Source organism: Klebsiella sp. EMBS2024, assembly GCF_036233805.1.
Taxonomy (GTDB): domain Bacteria; phylum Pseudomonadota; class Gammaproteobacteria; order Enterobacterales; family Enterobacteriaceae; genus Klebsiella; species Klebsiella pneumoniae.
Map to the genome: position 1 here is coordinate 4,446,732 of NZ_JAZARW010000001.1, position 16,784 is coordinate 4,463,515.

The 16,784-nt window shown below is 59.6% G+C and carries 17 protein-coding genes; 4 read left to right on the top strand and 13 right to left on the bottom strand.

Features of this window, described 5'->3' with window-relative positions; all coding sequences use genetic code 11:
- Window positions 1-64: 64 nt before the first annotated feature.
- The 5 genes from phnV to phnR form a co-directional block, all read right to left on the bottom strand.
- Entirely contained in the window at window positions 65-862 is a 798-nt protein-coding gene (phnV, locus tag VZP09_RS20380) for a 2-aminoethylphosphonate ABC transport system, membrane component PhnV (protein ID WP_004145044.1), read from the bottom strand.
- Between the two features lie 2 nt (window positions 863-864).
- Entirely contained in the window at window positions 865-1,725 is an 861-nt protein-coding gene (gene phnU / locus VZP09_RS20385; protein ID WP_032415829.1) for a 2-aminoethylphosphonate ABC transporter permease subunit, read from the bottom strand.
- Window positions 1,725-2,837, bottom strand: coding sequence for a 2-aminoethylphosphonate ABC transport system ATP-binding subunit PhnT (phnT, locus tag VZP09_RS20390; protein WP_004150258.1), 1,113 nt, complete (start codon window positions 2,835-2,837; stop codon window positions 1,725-1,727). Before phnT ends, phnU begins: the two co-directional genes overlap by 1 nt.
- A 5-nt stretch (window positions 2,838-2,842) precedes the next feature.
- The gene (gene phnS / locus VZP09_RS20395) at window positions 2,843-3,856 is read right to left on the bottom strand and encodes a 2-aminoethylphosphonate ABC transporter substrate-binding protein (protein ID WP_032415830.1); all 1,014 of its coding nucleotides are present in this window, start codon (window positions 3,854-3,856) and stop codon (window positions 2,843-2,845) included.
- A 176-nt stretch (window positions 3,857-4,032) separates the two neighbouring features.
- The gene (gene phnR, locus VZP09_RS20400; protein ID WP_004145049.1) at window positions 4,033-4,752 is read right to left on the bottom strand and encodes a phosphonate utilization transcriptional regulator PhnR; all 720 of its coding nucleotides are present in this window, start codon (window positions 4,750-4,752) and stop codon (window positions 4,033-4,035) included.
- 141 nt (window positions 4,753-4,893) lie between these two features.
- Here phnR and phnW point away from each other — a divergent pair, with 141 nt between their 5' ends.
- Window positions 4,894-5,997, top strand: coding sequence for a 2-aminoethylphosphonate--pyruvate transaminase (gene phnW, locus VZP09_RS20405; protein WP_004181579.1), 1,104 nt, complete (start codon window positions 4,894-4,896; stop codon window positions 5,995-5,997).
- Window positions 5,998-6,006: 9 nt separating this feature from the next.
- Window positions 6,007-6,816 (top strand): phosphonoacetaldehyde hydrolase, encoded by an 810-nt coding sequence (gene phnX / locus VZP09_RS20410; protein WP_016532492.1) that lies wholly within the window; start codon window positions 6,007-6,009, stop codon window positions 6,814-6,816.
- On the opposite strand, the gene nepI is transcribed toward phnX, so the two are convergent.
- Window positions 6,813-8,006: a purine ribonucleoside efflux pump NepI gene (nepI, locus tag VZP09_RS20415; RefSeq protein WP_004186250.1), complete on the bottom strand. Its 1,194-nt coding sequence runs from the start codon at window positions 8,004-8,006 to the stop codon at window positions 6,813-6,815. The genes phnX and nepI overlap by 4 nt on opposite strands.
- A gap of 211 nt (window positions 8,007-8,217) precedes the next feature.
- On the opposite strand from nepI, the gene VZP09_RS20420 reads away from it, so the two are divergent.
- A complete protein-coding gene (locus VZP09_RS20420) occupies window positions 8,218-8,577 on the top strand; it encodes a type II toxin-antitoxin system RelE/ParE family toxin (RefSeq protein WP_328795378.1) in 360 nt (119 codons plus the stop codon).
- Window positions 8,561-8,884, top strand: a complete 324-nt coding sequence (locus VZP09_RS20425) for a helix-turn-helix domain-containing protein (protein ID WP_004173862.1) — start codon at window positions 8,561-8,563, stop codon at window positions 8,882-8,884. The genes VZP09_RS20420 and VZP09_RS20425 overlap by 17 nt, the downstream gene beginning before the upstream one ends.
- Window positions 8,885-9,013: 129 nt before the next feature.
- Here VZP09_RS20425 and VZP09_RS20430 read toward each other — a convergent pair whose 3' ends face one another.
- The 7 genes from VZP09_RS20430 to ilvB all read right to left on the bottom strand — a co-directional run bounded on the left by VZP09_RS20430 (window position 9,014) and on the right by ilvB (window position 16,702).
- Entirely contained in the window at window positions 9,014-9,466 is a 453-nt protein-coding gene (locus VZP09_RS20430) for a DUF1198 domain-containing protein (protein ID WP_004181583.1), read from the bottom strand.
- Between the two features lie 136 nt (window positions 9,467-9,602).
- Window positions 9,603-10,994: a hexose-6-phosphate:phosphate antiporter gene (gene uhpT / locus VZP09_RS20435; protein WP_002923280.1), complete on the bottom strand. Its 1,392-nt coding sequence runs from the start codon at window positions 10,992-10,994 to the stop codon at window positions 9,603-9,605.
- Window positions 10,995-11,139: 145 nt separating this feature from the next.
- Complete coding sequence (locus tag VZP09_RS20440; protein ID WP_004145056.1) at window positions 11,140-12,468, bottom strand: MFS transporter; 1,329 nt, start codon at window positions 12,466-12,468, stop codon at window positions 11,140-11,142.
- A gap of 11 nt (window positions 12,469-12,479) precedes the next feature.
- On the bottom strand, window positions 12,480-13,961 hold the full coding sequence (uhpB, locus tag VZP09_RS20445) for a signal transduction histidine-protein kinase/phosphatase UhpB (RefSeq protein WP_328795500.1): 1,482 nt from the start codon (window positions 13,959-13,961) through the stop codon (window positions 12,480-12,482).
- Window positions 13,962-13,978: 17 nt separating this feature from the next.
- Window positions 13,979-14,572, bottom strand: a complete 594-nt coding sequence (gene uhpA / locus VZP09_RS20450) for a transcriptional regulator UhpA (protein ID WP_002923282.1) — start codon at window positions 14,570-14,572, stop codon at window positions 13,979-13,981.
- A 150-nt stretch (window positions 14,573-14,722) separates the two neighbouring features.
- The gene (ilvN, locus tag VZP09_RS20455; RefSeq protein WP_002923283.1) at window positions 14,723-15,010 is read right to left on the bottom strand and encodes an acetolactate synthase small subunit; all 288 of its coding nucleotides are present in this window, start codon (window positions 15,008-15,010) and stop codon (window positions 14,723-14,725) included.
- Between the two features lie 3 nt (window positions 15,011-15,013).
- A complete protein-coding gene (gene ilvB / locus VZP09_RS20460; RefSeq protein WP_328795379.1) occupies window positions 15,014-16,702 on the bottom strand; it encodes an acetolactate synthase large subunit in 1,689 nt (562 codons plus the stop codon).
- Between the last annotated feature and the right edge of the window lie 82 nt (window positions 16,703-16,784).

A 16,784-nucleotide genomic window follows, 5' to 3' on the forward strand; every position in this document is an offset into this window, starting at 1 on the left:
CNGGACCGGCAAGCGCAGCGCCGCCGGGCAGTCAGACCCGTGCCCTGGTGGCGTCATCAATTCTTTATCTCTGGCTTAATCGGCGGGCGATACGCTCAAGCTTCATCATCAACAGCAGCGTGACGCCCACCAGCACAATGGTCAGCGCCGAGCCATCGGCGATATTGCCGCGATCGGTGAGGCTGAAAATGGTCACCGGCAGCGTCGTCCAGCCCGGCGGATAGATCATCACCGTCGCCCCTAGCTCTCCCATCGACAACGACAGGCTCAGCGCCAGCGCCGAGATCATCCACGGCGTCATCAGCGGCAGTGTCACATGGCGCAGGCGATACCACGGCGAAGCGCCCAGGCTGGAGGCGACGTTTTCAATATCAGCGGAAATACGCGCCAGCCCGGTCGTTACGTTGCTGAAGGTAAAGGCGGAGATCAGCACGAAGTGCGCCGCCAGAACGATAAAGAAGGTGCCGTTCATCTGCAGCGGCCCCTGGCTGAACGCCACCAGAATGCCCAGCCCGACGGAAACCGAGGGGATGGCGCTGGGCAGATAAAACGCCAGGCCAAGATATTTCTGTAGCGTCGCGCCATACTGGCGCAGCGCCAGCGCCGCCCACATCCCGCACAGCAGCGCCAACAGGCTGGCGCAGAAGCCCACCATCAGGCTCGAAAACAGCGAATCCCACGCCGCGCCGCGAAAGGCGTTAACAAAGTGGGCAAAGGTAAAGCCGGTGGGCAGCAGGCCGTTCCATTGTTTACTCAGGCTGGAGAGTAAAATCACCGCCAGCGGCAGCAGGAAAACGCCGGCAAAAAGCGTCACCGCCAGCGCGCCCGCCGCCGCGCGGCCTTTACGCGACCAAATCAACATCGTTAACTCCTTACACCAGTGCGCGCCGCCGCCAGCCGATAGAGCATAAACAGCCCCAGCGACAGCAGAATATTGATCAGCGCAATCATGCAGGCCACGCTGTAATCCGACTCCAGAATCGCCTTGCTGTAGACCATCATCGGTAGGGTATTGACCCCTTTGGCGCCAATAAACAGCACGATCCCGAACTCGTTAGTGGTCAATAGCAGGCACAGGCTGCCGCCCGCCATCAGCGCCGGGAGCGCTGCCGGGAAGATAACCTGGGTAATCACCCATAACGGATGAGCGCCGAGAATACTCGCCGCTTCCAGCTGGCTCTTATCTATCTGCCGCAGTCCCGCCATCAACGGACGCATCACTAGCGGCGTAAAGACGGTAATCTCCGCCAGAATCACGCCGTTAATCGAATANAGGAAGTCTACCGGCGGCAGTTCAAAAGCAAACAGCGCCATCAGGGTGCCGTTGAGCAGCCCCGCCGAGCCGTAAATAAAGGTGAATGCGAGAGTGATAAGAAAGGTCGGCAGCGCAATAAAAGTATCAATGACCCGGCCCACCAGTTGGCTGCCGGGGAACGGAATAAACACCAGAATCAGCGCCAGCACGCTGCCGAGCACCAGACAGCCAAGGGTGGCGAACACCGCAATCTGTAAGGTATTGAGCAGCGCGCCAATAAAGCGTTTTGAGTCAATCACCTGCCAGAAGGTCTCGAGGCTCAGGTTGCCGCTGGCGTCGCGCAGCGCCTGTTCGGCGATCAGCAGTAGCGGATAGAAAAACAGCGTCGCCAGCACCAGCAGCGGCAATGCCAGCCACAGGTAAGGCCGTAAGTTTCGCGCCGGACGCGCAAGCGTGAGGGTTTGCGCCATCATTGCACCTCGATCAGAACCGCATCGCCAGGTTCGAAGTAGAGCGCCAGCTTGTCCCCCGCGCGCGGCAGCGGGTTCACGTGGGTCATGACGATCCGCACCGCTTCGCCGGCAACATCGCACAGCAGATGCGTCAGATCGCCCTGCCAGTGTACCGAGGTCAGGGTAGCATTGAGACGATTACTGGTTGCCGATCGCGGCGCCAGGCTCATGTGCTGCGGGCGAATGCATAACAGCTTGTTGTTGCCATGCAGGCCGCCCCGGCTGAAGGCGTTAATCAGGCCGCCGCCGCAGCTCACGCTAACCAGCCCCGGCTCGGGGCTGTCTTTCAGCGCCGTCGCCTGCAGGATATTGGCGCGGCCGAGGAATTCGGCGCTAAAGCGGTTCGGCGGATAGTGGTACAGCTCGTGCGTTTCACCGTGGGCGATCAGCGACCCGTCTTTCATGATGCCGATTTTGTCCGCCAGGGTCAGCGCTTCGGTCTGATCGTGGGTGACGTAGAGAATGGTCAGTTCCGGCAGTTCGCGATGCAGACGGGCAATCTCTTCCACCATGTTATGACGAATTTGCGCATCCAGCGCCGACAGCGGTTCATCAAGCAACAGCACCCGAGGACGCACGGCAATCGCGCGGGCTATCGCCACGCGCTGCTGCTGGCCGCCGGAAAGCTGATGCGGGTAGCGGGTGGCGTAATCCGCCATGCCGACGATTTTTAAGGCTTCAGTCACCCGCTCGGCGATAAGCCCCCTGGGCTGCTTTTGCGCCCGCAGGCCGAAAGCAACGTTATCTTCCACCTTCATATGCGGGAACAGCGCGTAGTTCTGCACCACCATCGCCAGCCCGCGTTTGTACGGCGGCAACTGGGTGACGTCAGTATCGCCGATCAGGATCCGCCCGCCAGCCGGTTGCACAAAACCGGCAATCGCCCGCAGCACCGTGGTTTTCCCGGAACCGGAAGGGCCAATCAGCGCCAGCACCTCACCGGGCTCAATGGTCAATGACAGCGGTTTTAAGACCACGTTGCCGTGGTATGAAACGCGCAGCGAGTCCAGGGTGATCCCGGACGTCCCCGCCAGCGACGGGGAAGAAGTGACGGTGGTTTTCATCAACATCAGGCTTACTCGCTATCGGTCACTTTATGCCAGCGGGCAATGTCAGCCGACAGCGATACCGCGACATCGTCCCAGTTCGGCTCCCAGCTCTTCACGCCGTCGAGCGCCGCTTTCGCCGCCTTAAAGTTAGCATCATCCGGCGCCACATCGCTGCGTACCGGCAGGCCCCAGGAGCGCGCGCTGACGCTGGATTGCGCCGGTTTATCCAGCAGGAAATTGATCAGCTTCTTGCCGTTTTCGCTGTTCGGTCCGTTCTGTACCAACCCGATGGTGTAGGGCAGCGCCAGCGCGCTGCGCTCGCCTTTGTCATCCGCCGGCCAGAAAATTTTAACGTTCGGGTTACGCGCCATCTGCGACAGGTTCATCTGCAGATCGCCGTTGGCGACGTACAGCTCGCCTTTGTTGACCAGCGCCGTCAGCTTACCGGTCGAGGCCGATGGGCCAACGTTATTGGCCTGCAGCTTGCCCAGATACTCGAAGCCGGCGTCTTTACCGCCGAGGCTGTGGAACGCCTGCAGCATCACCGCGGTACCGTCGCCCGCCTGACCCGGCGTGGAGTACTGCAACTTGTTCTTGTAGCGGCTATCCAGCAGATCCTGCCAGCTGGCCGGCGCGGTTTTCAGCAACTGGCTGTTATAGATGAAGGTCAGATAGTTGTTCACCAGCGGCGCGTAACGGTCGTTAGCGCCGGGGATCTGCGCGCTTCCCTGCGGGGTAAAGGTTGCCAGCAATTGCTCTTTCGCGGCGCGCTGGATAAACGGCGGCACCGTGACCAGCACATCAGCCTGCGGATTGGTGCGCTCCTTGGCCAGACGCTCGACGATCGCGCCGGAGCCGCCTTCCACATACTGCACTTTAATGCCCGTCGCTTTGGTGAAGGCAGCAAACTGGCTCTGATACCAGCTGTTATCGCCGTCATGCAGGCCGTCGGCGGAGTAAACCGTGACGACGCCGTCCGCCCAAACCGGAGAGCTGGTCAGCGCGAACAGGGACAGCAGAGCAAGTCGGGAGAGTTTCATCGTGTAAGCCTCATCGCAGTTAGTTATTCTGGTGTAGACCAGATTTGCCTTCACGCTACCGATGGTTTATGACAAAACGATGAAAGAAGTGTGTCGAAGGAGTTAAAACGAGCGGGATGCGTAGCCCCGGTAAGCGCTAGCGCCACCGGGGAGATCAAAAAATTTAACTAATAAAATCAATGGGTATCGACTTCGATCCGCAGGCTGTCATGCCGCCAGTATTCAATATCATAATCGAGAATACGCCCATGCTGATCGTAATTCAGCCGGCGTAACAGCAGCGCCGGGCGCCCCTCCATCACCCCCAGCGCCTCGGCGGCCTGCGGCGGCATTGAGGTGGGATAAAACGACAGATGCATACTGGTATAGATCAGGTCGTAGTGAGTTTGATAAATCTCGGTCAGACTGCCGTTGAGATCGTGGCGCAGCAGCTCAGGCACCCGCGCGGGCAGACAGTGGTTTTCGCAGTAGCACACCGGCCGGCCGTCGGCATAGCGCAGCCGGGTCAGCAGGTAGACCTGATCGAAGGGCTGCAGCGCCAGCGGCGCCATTACGTCCAGCGGCACGGCAGCCAGGCGGCCATCAAGCAGCACCGTTTTCGGTTCGCGCCCCTGCTCGAGACACAGCTTGTGGAAGTTGGTATTTTGCGTCGGATCCAGCCATAGACGCTCCGGCGTCACGAACCAGCCGCGACGGTCGGCGCGGTAAATCACGCCGCTGGCCTCCAGCTGCGCCAGGCTCTCACGCACCGTAATCCGGGTCGTGTTGAACAGCGCGCACAGCTCGCGCTCGGAAGGCAGCTTGTCGCCGCTTTTGAGGGCGCCGTTTTGAATACGCGCCTGCAGCTGCGCCTTAATCATCAGATATTGCGGCATCTCGCCAGAGGGTGATTTCATGTTTACTCACTGCCACTTTTCGTGCGCTCATTATACATAGCCAGATGAATTTTTTGTTGCAGCGCCACATTTCCTTTGACCCTTTCCCGGCTTTGTCTCCATGATAACTATAAATCTGGTATAGACCAAATGGTGAGACAAATGACTTCACGAAATTACCTGCTGCTGACCCCCGGCCCGTTAACCACCTCCCGTACGGTGAAAGAGGCGATGTTGTTCGATAGCTGCACCTGGGATGATGATTACAATCTCGGCGTGGTACAGACCATTCGCCAGCAGCTGGTGCAGTTGGCTACCCCGGCCGACGGTTATACCGCAGTGCTGCTGCAGGGTAGCGGCAGCTACGCGGTCGAAGCGGTGCTCGGCAGCGTCATCGGCGAACAAGGCAAAGTGCTAATCGTCAGCAATGGCGCCTATGGCGCGCGTATGATTGAGATGGCGCAACTGATGGGCATCGCCTGCCACCCTTACGACTGCGGCGAAGTCTCCCGTCCGGACGCGGCGGCGATCGAACAGATCCTGCAGAACGACCCGGCGATCACCCATATCGCGATGGTACACAGCGAAACCACCACCGGTATGCTGAATCCGATCGAAGAGGTGGCCGAACTGGCGAAACGGTACGATAAACGCTATATCGTCGATGCGATGAGCAGCTTCGGCGGCATTCCACTGGATATCGCCGCGCTGAATATTGATTACCTGATAAGCTCCGCCAATAAATGCATTCAGGGCGTGCCGGGCTTTGCCTTCGTGATTGCCCGTGAAGCGGAGCTGGCCGCCTGCAAAGGCCGTTCACGCTCGCTGTCGCTGGATCTGTACGCCCAGTGGCGCTGCATGGAGGACAACCACGGCAAGTGGCGCTTCACCTCGCCGACCCATACCGTGCTGGCCTTCGCCCAGGCGCTGAAAGAGCTGGCGCAGGAGGGCGGCGTCAGCGCTCGCCATCAGCGCTACCGCAACAATCAGCGCCGGCTGGTCGCCGGGATGCGCGCGCTCGGCTTCCGGCCACTGCTCGACGATAGCCTGCACTCGCCGATCATTACCGCCTTTTATTCACCGGATGCGCCGCAGTATCGCTTTCACACCTTCTACCAGAAGCTGAAAGATCAGGGCTTCGTTATCTATCCGGGCAAAGTATCGCAAAGCGACTGCTTCCGCATCGGCAACATTGGCGAAGTCTACGACGCCGATATCACCGCCCTGCTGGCGGCTATCGACAACGCCATGTACTGGAAACAATAAGGAACCGCCATGAACCGTATTAGCGCACTGATCCTTGACTGGGCAGGCACCACCGTAGACTTCGGCTCTTTCGCCCCGACGCAAATCTTCGTCGAGGCCTTCCGCCAGGCCTTCGATATTGAGATCACCCTTGAAGAGGCCCGCGTGCCGATGGGGCTTGGCAAGTGGCAGCACATTGAGGCGCTGGGCAAACTCCCCGCTGTCGATAGCCGCTGGCAGGCCAAATTCGGCCGCGCGATGACGGCCGCGGATATCGATGCGATCTACGCCGCGTTTATGCCGCTGCAAATCGCTAAGGTTGTCGATTTTTCCGCACCGATTGCCGGCGTGGTCGACACCATCGCCACGTTTCGCGCCGAGGGCCTGAAGATCGGCTCCTGCTCGGGCTATCCGCGCCCGGTGATGGAAAAGCTGGTACCGGCCGCCGCCGCCCAGGGCTACGCCCCGGACCACTGGGTCGCCACCGATGACCTTGCCGCCGGCGGTCGTCCGGGCCCGTGGATGGCGCTGCAGAACGTGATTACCCTGGGCATAGACGATGTGGCCCACTGCGTGAAGGTCGACGACGCCGCGCCGGGCATCAGCGAAGGGTTACATGCCGGGATGTGGAGCGTCGGGCTGGCGGTGTCCGGTAACGAATTCGGCGCTACCTGGGAGGAGTACCAGGCGATGTCGAAAGCGGAAATCGCCACCCGCCGCGAGCGGGCGGCAGGCAAACTGTATGCCGCCGGGGCGCATTATGTGGTTGATACCCTGGCGGACCTGCCGGAAGTGATTGCCGACATCAATGCCCGGCTGGCAAAAGGCGAGCGGCCTTAAGCGGGTGAATTCACCTTCACTTTGGCCGCCACCAGCAGGCCGGTAAACAGCATCAATATCCCTGACAACACCAGCGGCGACAGCAGCCCTAAGTGGTCAAGCGCAATGCCGCCGACCGCGGCGCCGCAGGTGTTGGCCAGCTGGATCACCGCCACCTGAATCGACCCGGCTTTTTCCGCCTGATCGGAGAGGGAACGGGTGATCCACGTTGACCACCCCACCGGGATCAGCGCAAACGCGAAGCCCCAGATAATCGCCACCGTCGAGGCGATGATTTTGCTCTCTCCCCACAGCACCAGCGCCACCGCGCAGGCGGTCAGCACCAGCGGCGCGATCGCCAGCGCCGCTTTTACCGAACGCTTGAGCAGCACCGAGGAGAGCGAGGTGCCGATAAAGCTGGCGATACCAAAGCTCAGCAGCACCAGCGTCAGGCCGTCGACGTCAAAACCGGCGAGGGTCATGTAAACCGGGCGAATATAGGTAAAGAAGGCGAACTGTCCGGCAAAGGCCATGAAAATGGCGCACATTCCGGCCATCACCCCCGGACGCTTCAGCAGACCAAACATATTTTGCTGCTGAGAAGCCGATTCACCGGGCAGCGACGGCAGCGCTTTCAGCACCCAGAGCGTACACAGCACGCCCATCACCGCCGCGCCGTTAAAGACGTTGCGCCAGCCGATAAGCCCGCCAAGGAAACTGCCCAATGGGGCAGCAATTACCAGCGCGATCGATACCGCGCCGAAAATAATCGATAGCGCTTTCGGCACCACGCGCATCGGCACCAGCCGCATGGTCAGCGATGCGGACATCGCCCAGAAACCGCCGAGCGCCAGGCCCAGACAGGCGCGCCCCAGTAGTAGCAGGGTGAAGCTATCAGCGAAAGATACCAGCAGGCAGGAAAGGGTCAGCAGCAGCGAAAACAGGATAACCACGTAGCGGCGATCGGTTTTACCTATCACCGTGGTGATAAACAGGCTGGAAAACATCGCGACGAATGCCGTCGTCGTCACCGACTGCCCGGCCATCCCTTCGGAGATGCCTAAATCCAGCGCCATCGGCGTCAGCAGACTGACCGGTAGAAATTCGACGGTAATCAGGCAGGCAACGCAGAAAGCAACCGCGAAGACCGCCGACCAGTTTGGTCGCGCCAGCTCGCGTGCATGGGGTTTGGTTTCATTTGAATGACTCATGAGTGACCTGCGAAGAAAGTGGCGGAAAGCTGCGCAGTGTAACATTTTGTTTGTGACGCATTTAACGTTTTCGCAACTCTCATCGCTTTTCATAAGAGGATGCGTAGCTGCTCGTATGTTTAAAAAAACGTTGCTTGCTATCGCTTTAACAAATCTCAGGAGAATTTAATATAGCACTATGTGCTATACTTTTAACGACAGGATGTCAGCAATGCGTATCTTCAAAACCAAATGGTTCGCCAGAGAGGCTAGCTCTCATGGCATTTCCGACGACGAGCTCTATCAGGCAATTCAATCTGCGCTTCAGGGCAAGGTGGTTGATTTAGGAGGAGGGGTTTATAAAAAGCGACTCAACAAGAATCGCGATCGCGCAATCATCCTTACCNNNAGCGCAGAGTATTGGTTTTATACCTTTCTATATGCCAAACAGGATATGGCCAATATCAACCATCGCGAATTAATGGGGATTCGTGAGTTAGCAAAACACTATGCCAATCTCTCTGAAGAGAAAACGACGGCCTTAGTTAAAAGTAAAGAATTAGTGGAGATTTGCGATGACAGCAAAAAATAAATACAAAAGCCCGGCTTTCGAAGCGATCCATAGCGCTGCGTCGGGGCTATTCAGCGTTGGCGCAATCCCACAGGAAACAATGCGCCATTTTGATGAATCATGTCTCGGTAGCGTAGCCGCACTTCAACCCATTGAAATTAAAGCGCTACGTGAACAACTCAATGTTAGCCAACCCGTGTTCGCTCGTTATCTGAATACCAGCGTGTCTACCGTGCAAAAATGGGAGACTGGCGCTAAGCGACCAAGCGGAATGTCATTAAAATTGCTTAGCGTCGTACAAAAACACGGCCTGAAAATCCTACTGTAGTTATCCTGCCGGATGGCGCTTACGCTTATCCGGCCTGCAAGTGACGAGTGCGGAAACCGTAGGCCGGATAAGGCGCAGCCGCCATCCGGCACANAAAAGCGATGAACCCCAGGCCGAATAACTATGAGATCAGTGCAGCCAGTGCACGCCGTCTTCCGGGAGAAACAGGTCGTTATAGCGCTGCTGAAGGTTATGCAAATCGCTCATATCCGGATCCAGCTCGCGCAGAAACCCTTGCGCCAGGCGGATCTGCGCCTCGGTGATCGGCGCCGCTAAACGCGCTTTTTGCATCAGGCGATACCAGTAATGCAGGTTTTTTTCGCTGGCGTCGACAATCGCGACCTGCCAGATGAGCAGCACCTGGGCGGCGTTCTGCAGATGTGCTTCATTCGGCCGCTCCAGGTAACGCAAATACTCATTACCGGCGGTTTTTCCCAGCTGATCGATCATCGATTCCAGCGGGACAGGCGTGATGCCGAGGCGTTCGCTCAGGCGGCGGATCGCGCGGCGTGAATCAGAGGTAAGCACCCGAAATCCCACAACAAACACCACTACCAGGGTGGCCAGTCCTATCCAGATCATGCATCCTCTCATCCAATCGCAGCCTGACTATCATAATGGGAATTTGCCTGCTGTCGACTGTCGGACCTGGCATAATGCGCAAGAAATAAAAAAGCCCGGCGCGAAGGCCGGGCAAGGTTACCAAATACCTGGTGAATCAGGCGGTCTGCAAAATACGGTTCTTTTTCTCGCGGCGAATTTTACGCTCTTCAAAGATAGCCACGATGGCCATCAGGCAGATACAGCCGACGGCGGCGGCGTCCAGCGCCGCAAAGGTGCCGGCCCAGCCGGTCAGGCCGAAGACCGGGGTGCCGTCGGCGATCATCCCAAGACCCAGTTTGGCGAAGCTATCGCCGATCAGATAGGCGAAGGTGCCCTTGATTCCATCGGCGGCGCCGATCGCTTTTTTCGGTACGAAACCGACGGCGGCGACGCCGATCAACAGCTGCGGACCAAACACCAGGAAGCCCAGCGCAAACAACGAGGCCAGATAGACGTACTGGTTGCTGGCATGTTGGTAAACCCCGAGGGTGGCGATAATCAGCGCCAGCGCGATGCAGGCCACCAGCGCGCGGCGGCCGTTGGCCAGATCCGACAGCCAGCCCCACAGCAGCGTGCCGACCAGCGCGCCGACCTCAAACAGGGTAAAGCCCTGAATCGCCACCTCTTTCGACAGCTTCAGCTCCTGGAAGGCGTACACGGTGGACCACTGATCGATACCGATACGCACCACGTAGAGGAAGATGTTGGAGAAGCACAGCAGCCAGATCACTTTGTTTTTCAGCACGTACTCAACAAAGATCTGCCACTTGGTCATCGCATTTTCTTCGGTCTCTTTGTCCTCTTCGCTGATCGCTTCGCCAAACAGCTCTTCCGCCGTGCCGAGGCCGTAGGATTCCGGAGAGTCGCTACCGTAGCGCAGGCCGATAAAGCCAACGATCAGCGCAATAATCGACGGGAAGATAAACATGCCGATCACATGGCCGTCGAACAGATAGTTGGCGCCAAACAGCGCCACGCCCGCCGCGCCCGCGCCGCCGAGGTTGTGGGAGATATTCCAGAAGCCGAGGAAAGTGCCGCGTTTGCGTCTGGGCGTCCACTTGGTGATGGTGGAATAGCTGCACGAGCCGCCGGTGCTCTGGAAGAAACCGCTCAGCGCATAGAAGGCAATCATCAGGAACAGGCTGGTAGAACCCGCCCCCATGCTGGCGCTAAAGCCCAGCATACAGATGGCGGAGAGGATCAGCATAAACGGCAGGAACTGCTTGGTGTTTTTGCCGTCGGCATAATAAGAGACCAGCGTCTTGCCCACGCCGTAGGTGATGGAGAAGCCCAGGCCAATCATCCCCAGCTGGGTCATGCTCAGCCCGTAGGTGGAGATCATGTCGTTCTGCGCGATGTTAAAGTTCTTGCGGATCAAGTACATGGTCAGGTAGCCGATGAAAACCACCAGATAGGACTGCATGAAAGGTTTGAACCACATTTTGCGCCGCACATCGAGCGGCAGATCCAGGGTCGGCTTGCGCACCTGATTCAGAAAGGCCAGCATGGGTATCTCCTGAGCTGATTTTTTATGCCTGCGTAATAACCAGGCATTGTAAAAACCAGCGCGCCGTCTGGCCTGAGACGGCGTCCAGGTAAAACCGGGAAAATTTCTTAGTTTTGCCCCGTTCGCGGCGAAAGGGTGAGCTACATCACGCTTCGCTGGCGGTACGCGGCGCCTGCGCGTTTAAAAACGGCAGCAGCAGCAGCGCGGAAATGCCGGCGGCAATCGCAATCACCACGAAGAATCCGGTCCAGTGCCAGATATCCATCACCTGCGCCAGCGGCCAGCCGGAAAGCGAGGCGCCAAGATAAGCGAACAGGCCGACAAACCCGGTTGCCGCCCCGGCGGCTTCTTTATGCGAACATTCCGCCGCCGCCATGCCGATCAGCATCTGCGGGCCGAAAACGAAGAAACCGGTAGTGAAGAAGCAGGCCGCCTGCATGACATAGCTGGCGAACGGCATCAGCCACAGGCCGCCAACCGACAGCAAAATTCCGGCGGCGAAAATCAGGTTCATCGGCCCACGGTTGCCGTTAAACAGCTTATCCGAGCCCCACCCCGCCACCAGCGCACCGATAAAACCGCCCAGCTCAAACATGGTCACCGCCGAGTTAGCGGTCACCAGATCGACGCCGAGCGTCTCCGACATATACAGATTGCCCCAGTCGTTAATCGCCGCCCGCACCACGTACACCAGCACATAGCACAACGACAGCAGCCAGATGTAGGGATTGGCCAGCACGTAGCGGGTCAGGATCGCTTTACGAGACATCCCAGCGCCTTCCTGCTGCTGGGCGATTTCCAGCGCATCGTGACGCCAGTCGCCCACGGCGGGTAACCCCACCGCCTGCGGGCGATCGCGCAGCCGCCAGCACAGATACAGTCCGGCGAGGATCGCCAGACAGCCGGCAATGGTCATCCCGGCACGCCAGCCGTAGTGCAACGCCGCCGCTCCCACCACCATCGGGATCAGCGCGCCGCCGACGTTATGCGCCGTATTCCATAGCGCCCACCAGCCGCCGCGCTCGGTCCGCGAATACCAGGCCGTCAGCAGTCGGGCGCAGACCGGCGAGCCCCAGCCCTGGAAGAAGGCATTCAGCGCCCACAGCAGCGCGAAAGCCCATAGTGAGGAAGAAAAACCGAACAGAATATTCACCACCCCGGTGGCGATAAGCCCCAGCCCCATAAAATAGCGGGCGTCGGAGCGGTCGCTGACGATACCGGAGAAAAATTTCGACAGCCCGTAGGTGATATAGAACAGCGTGGCCAGCAGGCCAATATCGCTGCGGGTCAGGACGTTGCTGGCGAGAATTTCCGGGACCGCGGCGTTAAAGCTTTTGCGGGTGAAATAGAACAGCGCGTAGCCCAGCCAGATGGTCAACAGGATATGGCGACGCCAGTAGCGATAACGCGCATCAAGTTCGCGTTTATCGCTAATCGGCGCAGCGTCCGGCGGGGCTTTTAAAAAGGCGAACATCGGCGATCCTCTCAGGCGTAACGCAGCGGTAGATTGACGCACACCCGGGTACCGTGGGTGCAGGAGATCGTCAGTGTGCCGCCCAGGGCGGTCACGCGCTCGCGCATGCCGGTCAGGCCGAACCCCTGCAGATTCGACCCCGGCGGCAGGCCGCAACCGTCATCTTCCAGCACCAGCATTAGTCGCTCATCCTGCTGCCAGCCCTGCAGAGTGACAGCGCTGGCGCTGGCGTGCTTGACGATATTATTCAGCCCCTCCTGGCAAACGCGAAACAGCGTCACGCGCTGGTTCTCGCTCAGTCCCGCCTCGTTAATCCGCCAGTCGAGATGGCTGACAATGCCGCGGTCCTCCAGCTCCATCTCGCGCATCAACGAACGTACCGCCTGCTCCAGCGGCAGGTCGTCGAGCTGACGCGGACGCAGACGGCCTAGCAGTCTACGCACCGAGTCGTAAACTCCCAGCGACAGCTGTTCTATCAGCTGACCGCTCTGGCGCACGCTGGCGTTGTCCGGCGCCAGCCGCTGTACGATCCCGGCCTGGGTGCGGATCGCGGTGATGGTCTGGCCGATATCATCATGGAGCTCGCGGGCGACGTCTCGCCGCACGCTCTCTTCGGTCTCCAGCAGGCGTTCCGCCAGCCGACGATTACGCGCCAGCTCGCTTTGTAATGACTGGTTCAGCTCGCGTAGCCGCTGGATCCCCGCCCCCAACAGCAGCCCGGTGAGGCTCTGTGCCAGCAGGGAAAGCAATAAATCGACCGGGTGATCGTGCCAGGTCTGGCTGGCAATCAAGGCGATAGCGTTCATCAGGGTGGCGATCAGCGCGCCCTGCCAGCCGTAGTGCCAGGNGAGGGCGATAATCGGCAGCGCCAGACAAAACGGGGTAAAGCGGGAGAGCTCGGCGGGCAGGCCAAGCTGCAGCCACAGGCTAATGGTGAATAACAGCAGATACCAGATCAGATGCCGCCCGCGCCAGTTAACCGGCTGCGCCACCAGCGCCGGCCCCAGCGGCCGCCAGACGGTGCTGGTAAGATAGTGCCAGAAAACCAGGCAGGTCGGCGCCAGCGTCAGGCCGCCGGTCAGCGTCAACAGCAGGGCGTTAAGCCCCTCGTCCCCCTCCGCCAGCCACGGCAGCGATTGCAGCAGCGCGGCGGCCATTAACGCCCCGCCCTGACGCAGCAGCGTCAGCCAGTCGCGCTGCTGCCGGTAGCGCGAGATCAACGCCACCGGCAGCAGAGTCAGCAGGCTACCGGTCATCAAAATTATCGGGTGCGCCAGCGCCACCTCCTGCGCCAGCCATAAGATAAGCAGCCACTCGGTTCCCAGCAGCACTGGCCAGTAGCCGCGGGGGCATTGCAGCATTAACCCCAGCCGCAGGCCAAAGGGAAACAGCAGCACCGCTAAATCCGCGCGTTCCACCAGATGCAGACTGATGCTCCACAGGCAGAACCAGGCGGCCGCGAAGATAAAGGCGCAGCCGATGACCGACAGCAATCGTGAGACGACGGCCTTCATTGCCAGCTATCGAACATGCGGCGCGCCAGCTCAACGTCGTTGCTGACGCCCAGCTTTTCCAGCAGGTTGGCGCGGTGTACGTGGACGGTTTTCGGCGACAGACCGAGCTCGGCGGCAATCTCTTTCACCGCCATGCCCTGCGCCAGCTTTTCCGCCACCTGACGCTCGCGTTTGGTGAGCGGATCCTGGCGCCCGGCGGCCAACTTCATGGCGATATCCGGCGTGAGATAGCAACCGCCCGCCGCCACCGTGCGTACCGCGGCGATAAGTTCATCGGGGCTGCAGCGTTTCGACAGGAAGCCGCGCGCGCCGGCATTCAACGCTTGCTCGATCAGCGCCGGGCTATCGTGTACCGACAGCATGATGGTCGCCATCCCCTTCGGCAGCTGGCTGAGCAGCTCCAGCCCGGAAATATCCGGCATTGAGATATCGCAGATACAGACCTGCACGCCGCGCCCCGGTAGCCCCGTCAGCGCCTCGCGGCCGCTACCAAATTCGGCGACAACCTGAAAATCAGCTTCCAGCCCCAGCAGCTGAGCAAAGCCGGAGCGGACAATCAAATGATCGTCAATAAGGGCGATGGTGGTCATGGTGTGTCCTGGTGCCTGAAAACGCCGGATGGCGGCGTAAACGCCTTATCCGGCCTACGGATTCACTGCTTGTAGGCCGGATAAGCGCAGCGTCATCCGGTAAAGGCGCTTACCTTAGCGATAAGCACGTGGCTGTTCAAGCCTTGAGCGCTATTCGAAGAACACCGCAATTTTGTTAAACATGGTGGGATCGGACTGGTTACGCGCCACTTTGGTGACATCCTCAAGCTTTTCAATCTGGCTAATCATCTGCCCCAGTCGCTGGTCATCATTTACCAGCAGCCAGATGCGGCTGTGTTCGCTGCCCTGAATTGGCAGACAGAGAATGCCTTCGACGTTAAACGCGCGACGGGCAAAAAGCCCGCACACGTGGGTCATGACGCCGGGATGGTTGCGGACGGTGAGTTCCAGAATGACGTTATCACATTGTTTTTGCATGGCTTATTCCCCCACCATTTCAGTATTGGCCGCACCCGGCGGTACCATCGGATACACTTTCTGCTGTGCGTCGATGCGCACGTGGATCAGCGCCGGCCCCGGACGGTCGATGATCGCCTGCAGCGCCGCCTGCGGATCGACTTCATTATTTAAATCACAGGTTTGCAGGCCAAAACCGGCGGCAATCTGCATAAAGTTAATCATCCCCGGATAGGTGGCGGCAAAAACGCCCTGCTGATAGAACAGGCTCTGCTGCTGATGCACCAGCCCCAGCGCTTCGTTGTTCAGCAGGATAATTTTTACATCCAGCTGATTTTCGGCGGCGGTGGCCATCTCCNGAATATTCATCATCAGGCTGCCGTCGCCGGAGAAGCAGATAACCTTGCGCTGCGGATTCGCCAGCGCAGCGCCGATGGCNGCCGGCAGGCCGAAGCCCATGGTGCCGAGGCCGCCGGAGGTCAGCCACTGGCGCGGACGATTGAGCGGGTAGGCCTGCGCCGTCCACATCTGGTGCTGGCCAACGTCGGTAGTGATGATCGCTTCATCATCCACGCAGGCGGCCACGGCGTTAATCAGGCCGTAATGGGAGAGCGGGTCGCTTTCCTGCGGGATGGCGCAGGGGAATTCGCGCTGCAAGTCGGCCACCAGCTGGCGCCATTCCTCGCGCGGCTGCGCCTCAATCTGCGGGTTCAGCTGGGCTAAGACTTCCGCCACATCGCCCTGAATCGCCACGTGCGGTTGCTTGATTTTGCCCAGTTCGGCGCGGTCGATATCGACGTGGATAATCTTCGCGTTCGGGCAGAACTGCTCGGTCTTGCCAATCGCCCGGTCATCAAAACGGGCGCCTAAAACAATCAGTAAATCCGCCTCCTGCAGAATGAAGTTGGTGCTGCGCGCGCCGTGCATCCCCAGCATCCCCAGCGACAGCGGGTGCGCCTTCGGCAGCATGCCCAGCGCCATTAAGGTCATGGTGGTCGGCAGGTTGGCTTTTTCCGCCAGCTCACGGATCGCCTGCGGCGCGTTAATCACCCCGCCGCCCAGATACAGTACCGGGCGTTTCGCCGCGTTGATCATTGCCGCCGCTTCACGCACGCTTTCAGGCGCGAATGCCGGTGCCGGGGCGCGCTCGCCAGGCTCAGGCAGCGCTTCCAGCTCAATGGTCGCCGACTGCACGTCCTTAGGAATGTCTATCCACACCGGCCCGGGACGCCCGGACTGGGCAATACGGAAGGCGTCGCTGATCACCTGCGGCAGCTCGGCAATGTCGCGCACCAGATAGTTATGTTTGGTGATGGGGATAGAGATGCCGTAGGTGTCCACTTCCTGGAAGGCGTCGGTACCGATCATCGAGGCCGGTACCTGGCCGGTGATGCAGACCAGCGGAATCGAATCCAGGCGGGCATCGGCGATCGACGTCACCAGGTTCGTCGCCCCCGGGCCGCTGCAGGCCATACAGACCGCCGGCTTTCCTTCGGTACGCGCCATCCCCTGGGCGATAAAGCCCGCGCCCTGCTCGTGGCGCGCCAGGATGTGGCGGATTTGCGTGCTCTGGCTTAAGGCATCGTAGATAGGCAGGATGGAGCCGCCCGGAATGCCGCTGACCATAGTGATACCCTGGCGCTCCAGTAAATGAACAACCAGCTGCGCGCCGGTAAAGCGCATTGTGTTTGATGTGGTGCCCGAACTTGCCATGCTCCAGTCCTTTTCTTCTGGGCCGACTTTACCGGGGGGCTCGCCAACAAAAAACCCCGCTCGGTTTGCGCCGGCGGGGTTT

Excerpts from the sequence above, each read along its gene's own strand:
- phnV (WP_004145044.1), bottom strand. The coding sequence starts at position 862 with ATGTTGATTTGGTCGCGTAAAGGCCGCGCGGCGGCGGGCGCGCTGGCG.
- phnT (WP_004150258.1), bottom strand. The coding sequence starts at position 2,837 with ATGTTGATGAAAACCACCGTCACTTCTTCCCCGTCGCTGGCGGGGACG.
- phnS (WP_032415830.1), bottom strand. The coding sequence starts at position 3,856 with ATGAAACTCTCCCGACTTGCTCTGCTGTCCCTGTTCGCGCTGACCAGC.
- phnR (WP_004145049.1), bottom strand. The coding sequence starts at position 4,752 with ATGAAATCACCCTCTGGCGAGATGCCGCAATATCTGATGATTAAGGCG.
- phnW (WP_004181579.1), top strand. The coding sequence starts at position 4,894 with ATGACTTCACGAAATTACCTGCTGCTGACCCCCGGCCCGTTAACCACC.
- phnX (WP_016532492.1), top strand. The coding sequence starts at position 6,007 with ATGAACCGTATTAGCGCACTGATCCTTGACTGGGCAGGCACCACCGTA.
- nepI (WP_004186250.1), bottom strand. The coding sequence starts at position 8,006 with ATGAGTCATTCAAATGAAACCAAACCCCATGCACGCGAGCTGGCGCGA.
- VZP09_RS20425 (WP_004173862.1), top strand. The coding sequence starts at position 8,561 with ATGACAGCAAAAAATAAATACAAAAGCCCGGCTTTCGAAGCGATCCAT.
- VZP09_RS20430 (WP_004181583.1), bottom strand. The coding sequence starts at position 9,466 with ATGATCTGGATAGGACTGGCCACCCTGGTAGTGGTGTTTGTTGTGGGA.
- uhpT (WP_002923280.1), bottom strand. The coding sequence starts at position 10,994 with ATGCTGGCCTTTCTGAATCAGGTGCGCAAGCCGACCCTGGATCTGCCG.
- VZP09_RS20440 (WP_004145056.1), bottom strand. The coding sequence starts at position 12,468 with ATGTTCGCCTTTTTAAAAGCCCCGCCGGACGCTGCGCCGATTAGCGAT.
- uhpA (WP_002923282.1), bottom strand. The coding sequence starts at position 14,572 with ATGACCACCATCGCCCTTATTGACGATCATTTGATTGTCCGCTCCGGC.
- ilvN (WP_002923283.1), bottom strand. The coding sequence starts at position 15,010 with ATGCAAAAACAATGTGATAACGTCATTCTGGAACTCACCGTCCGCAAC.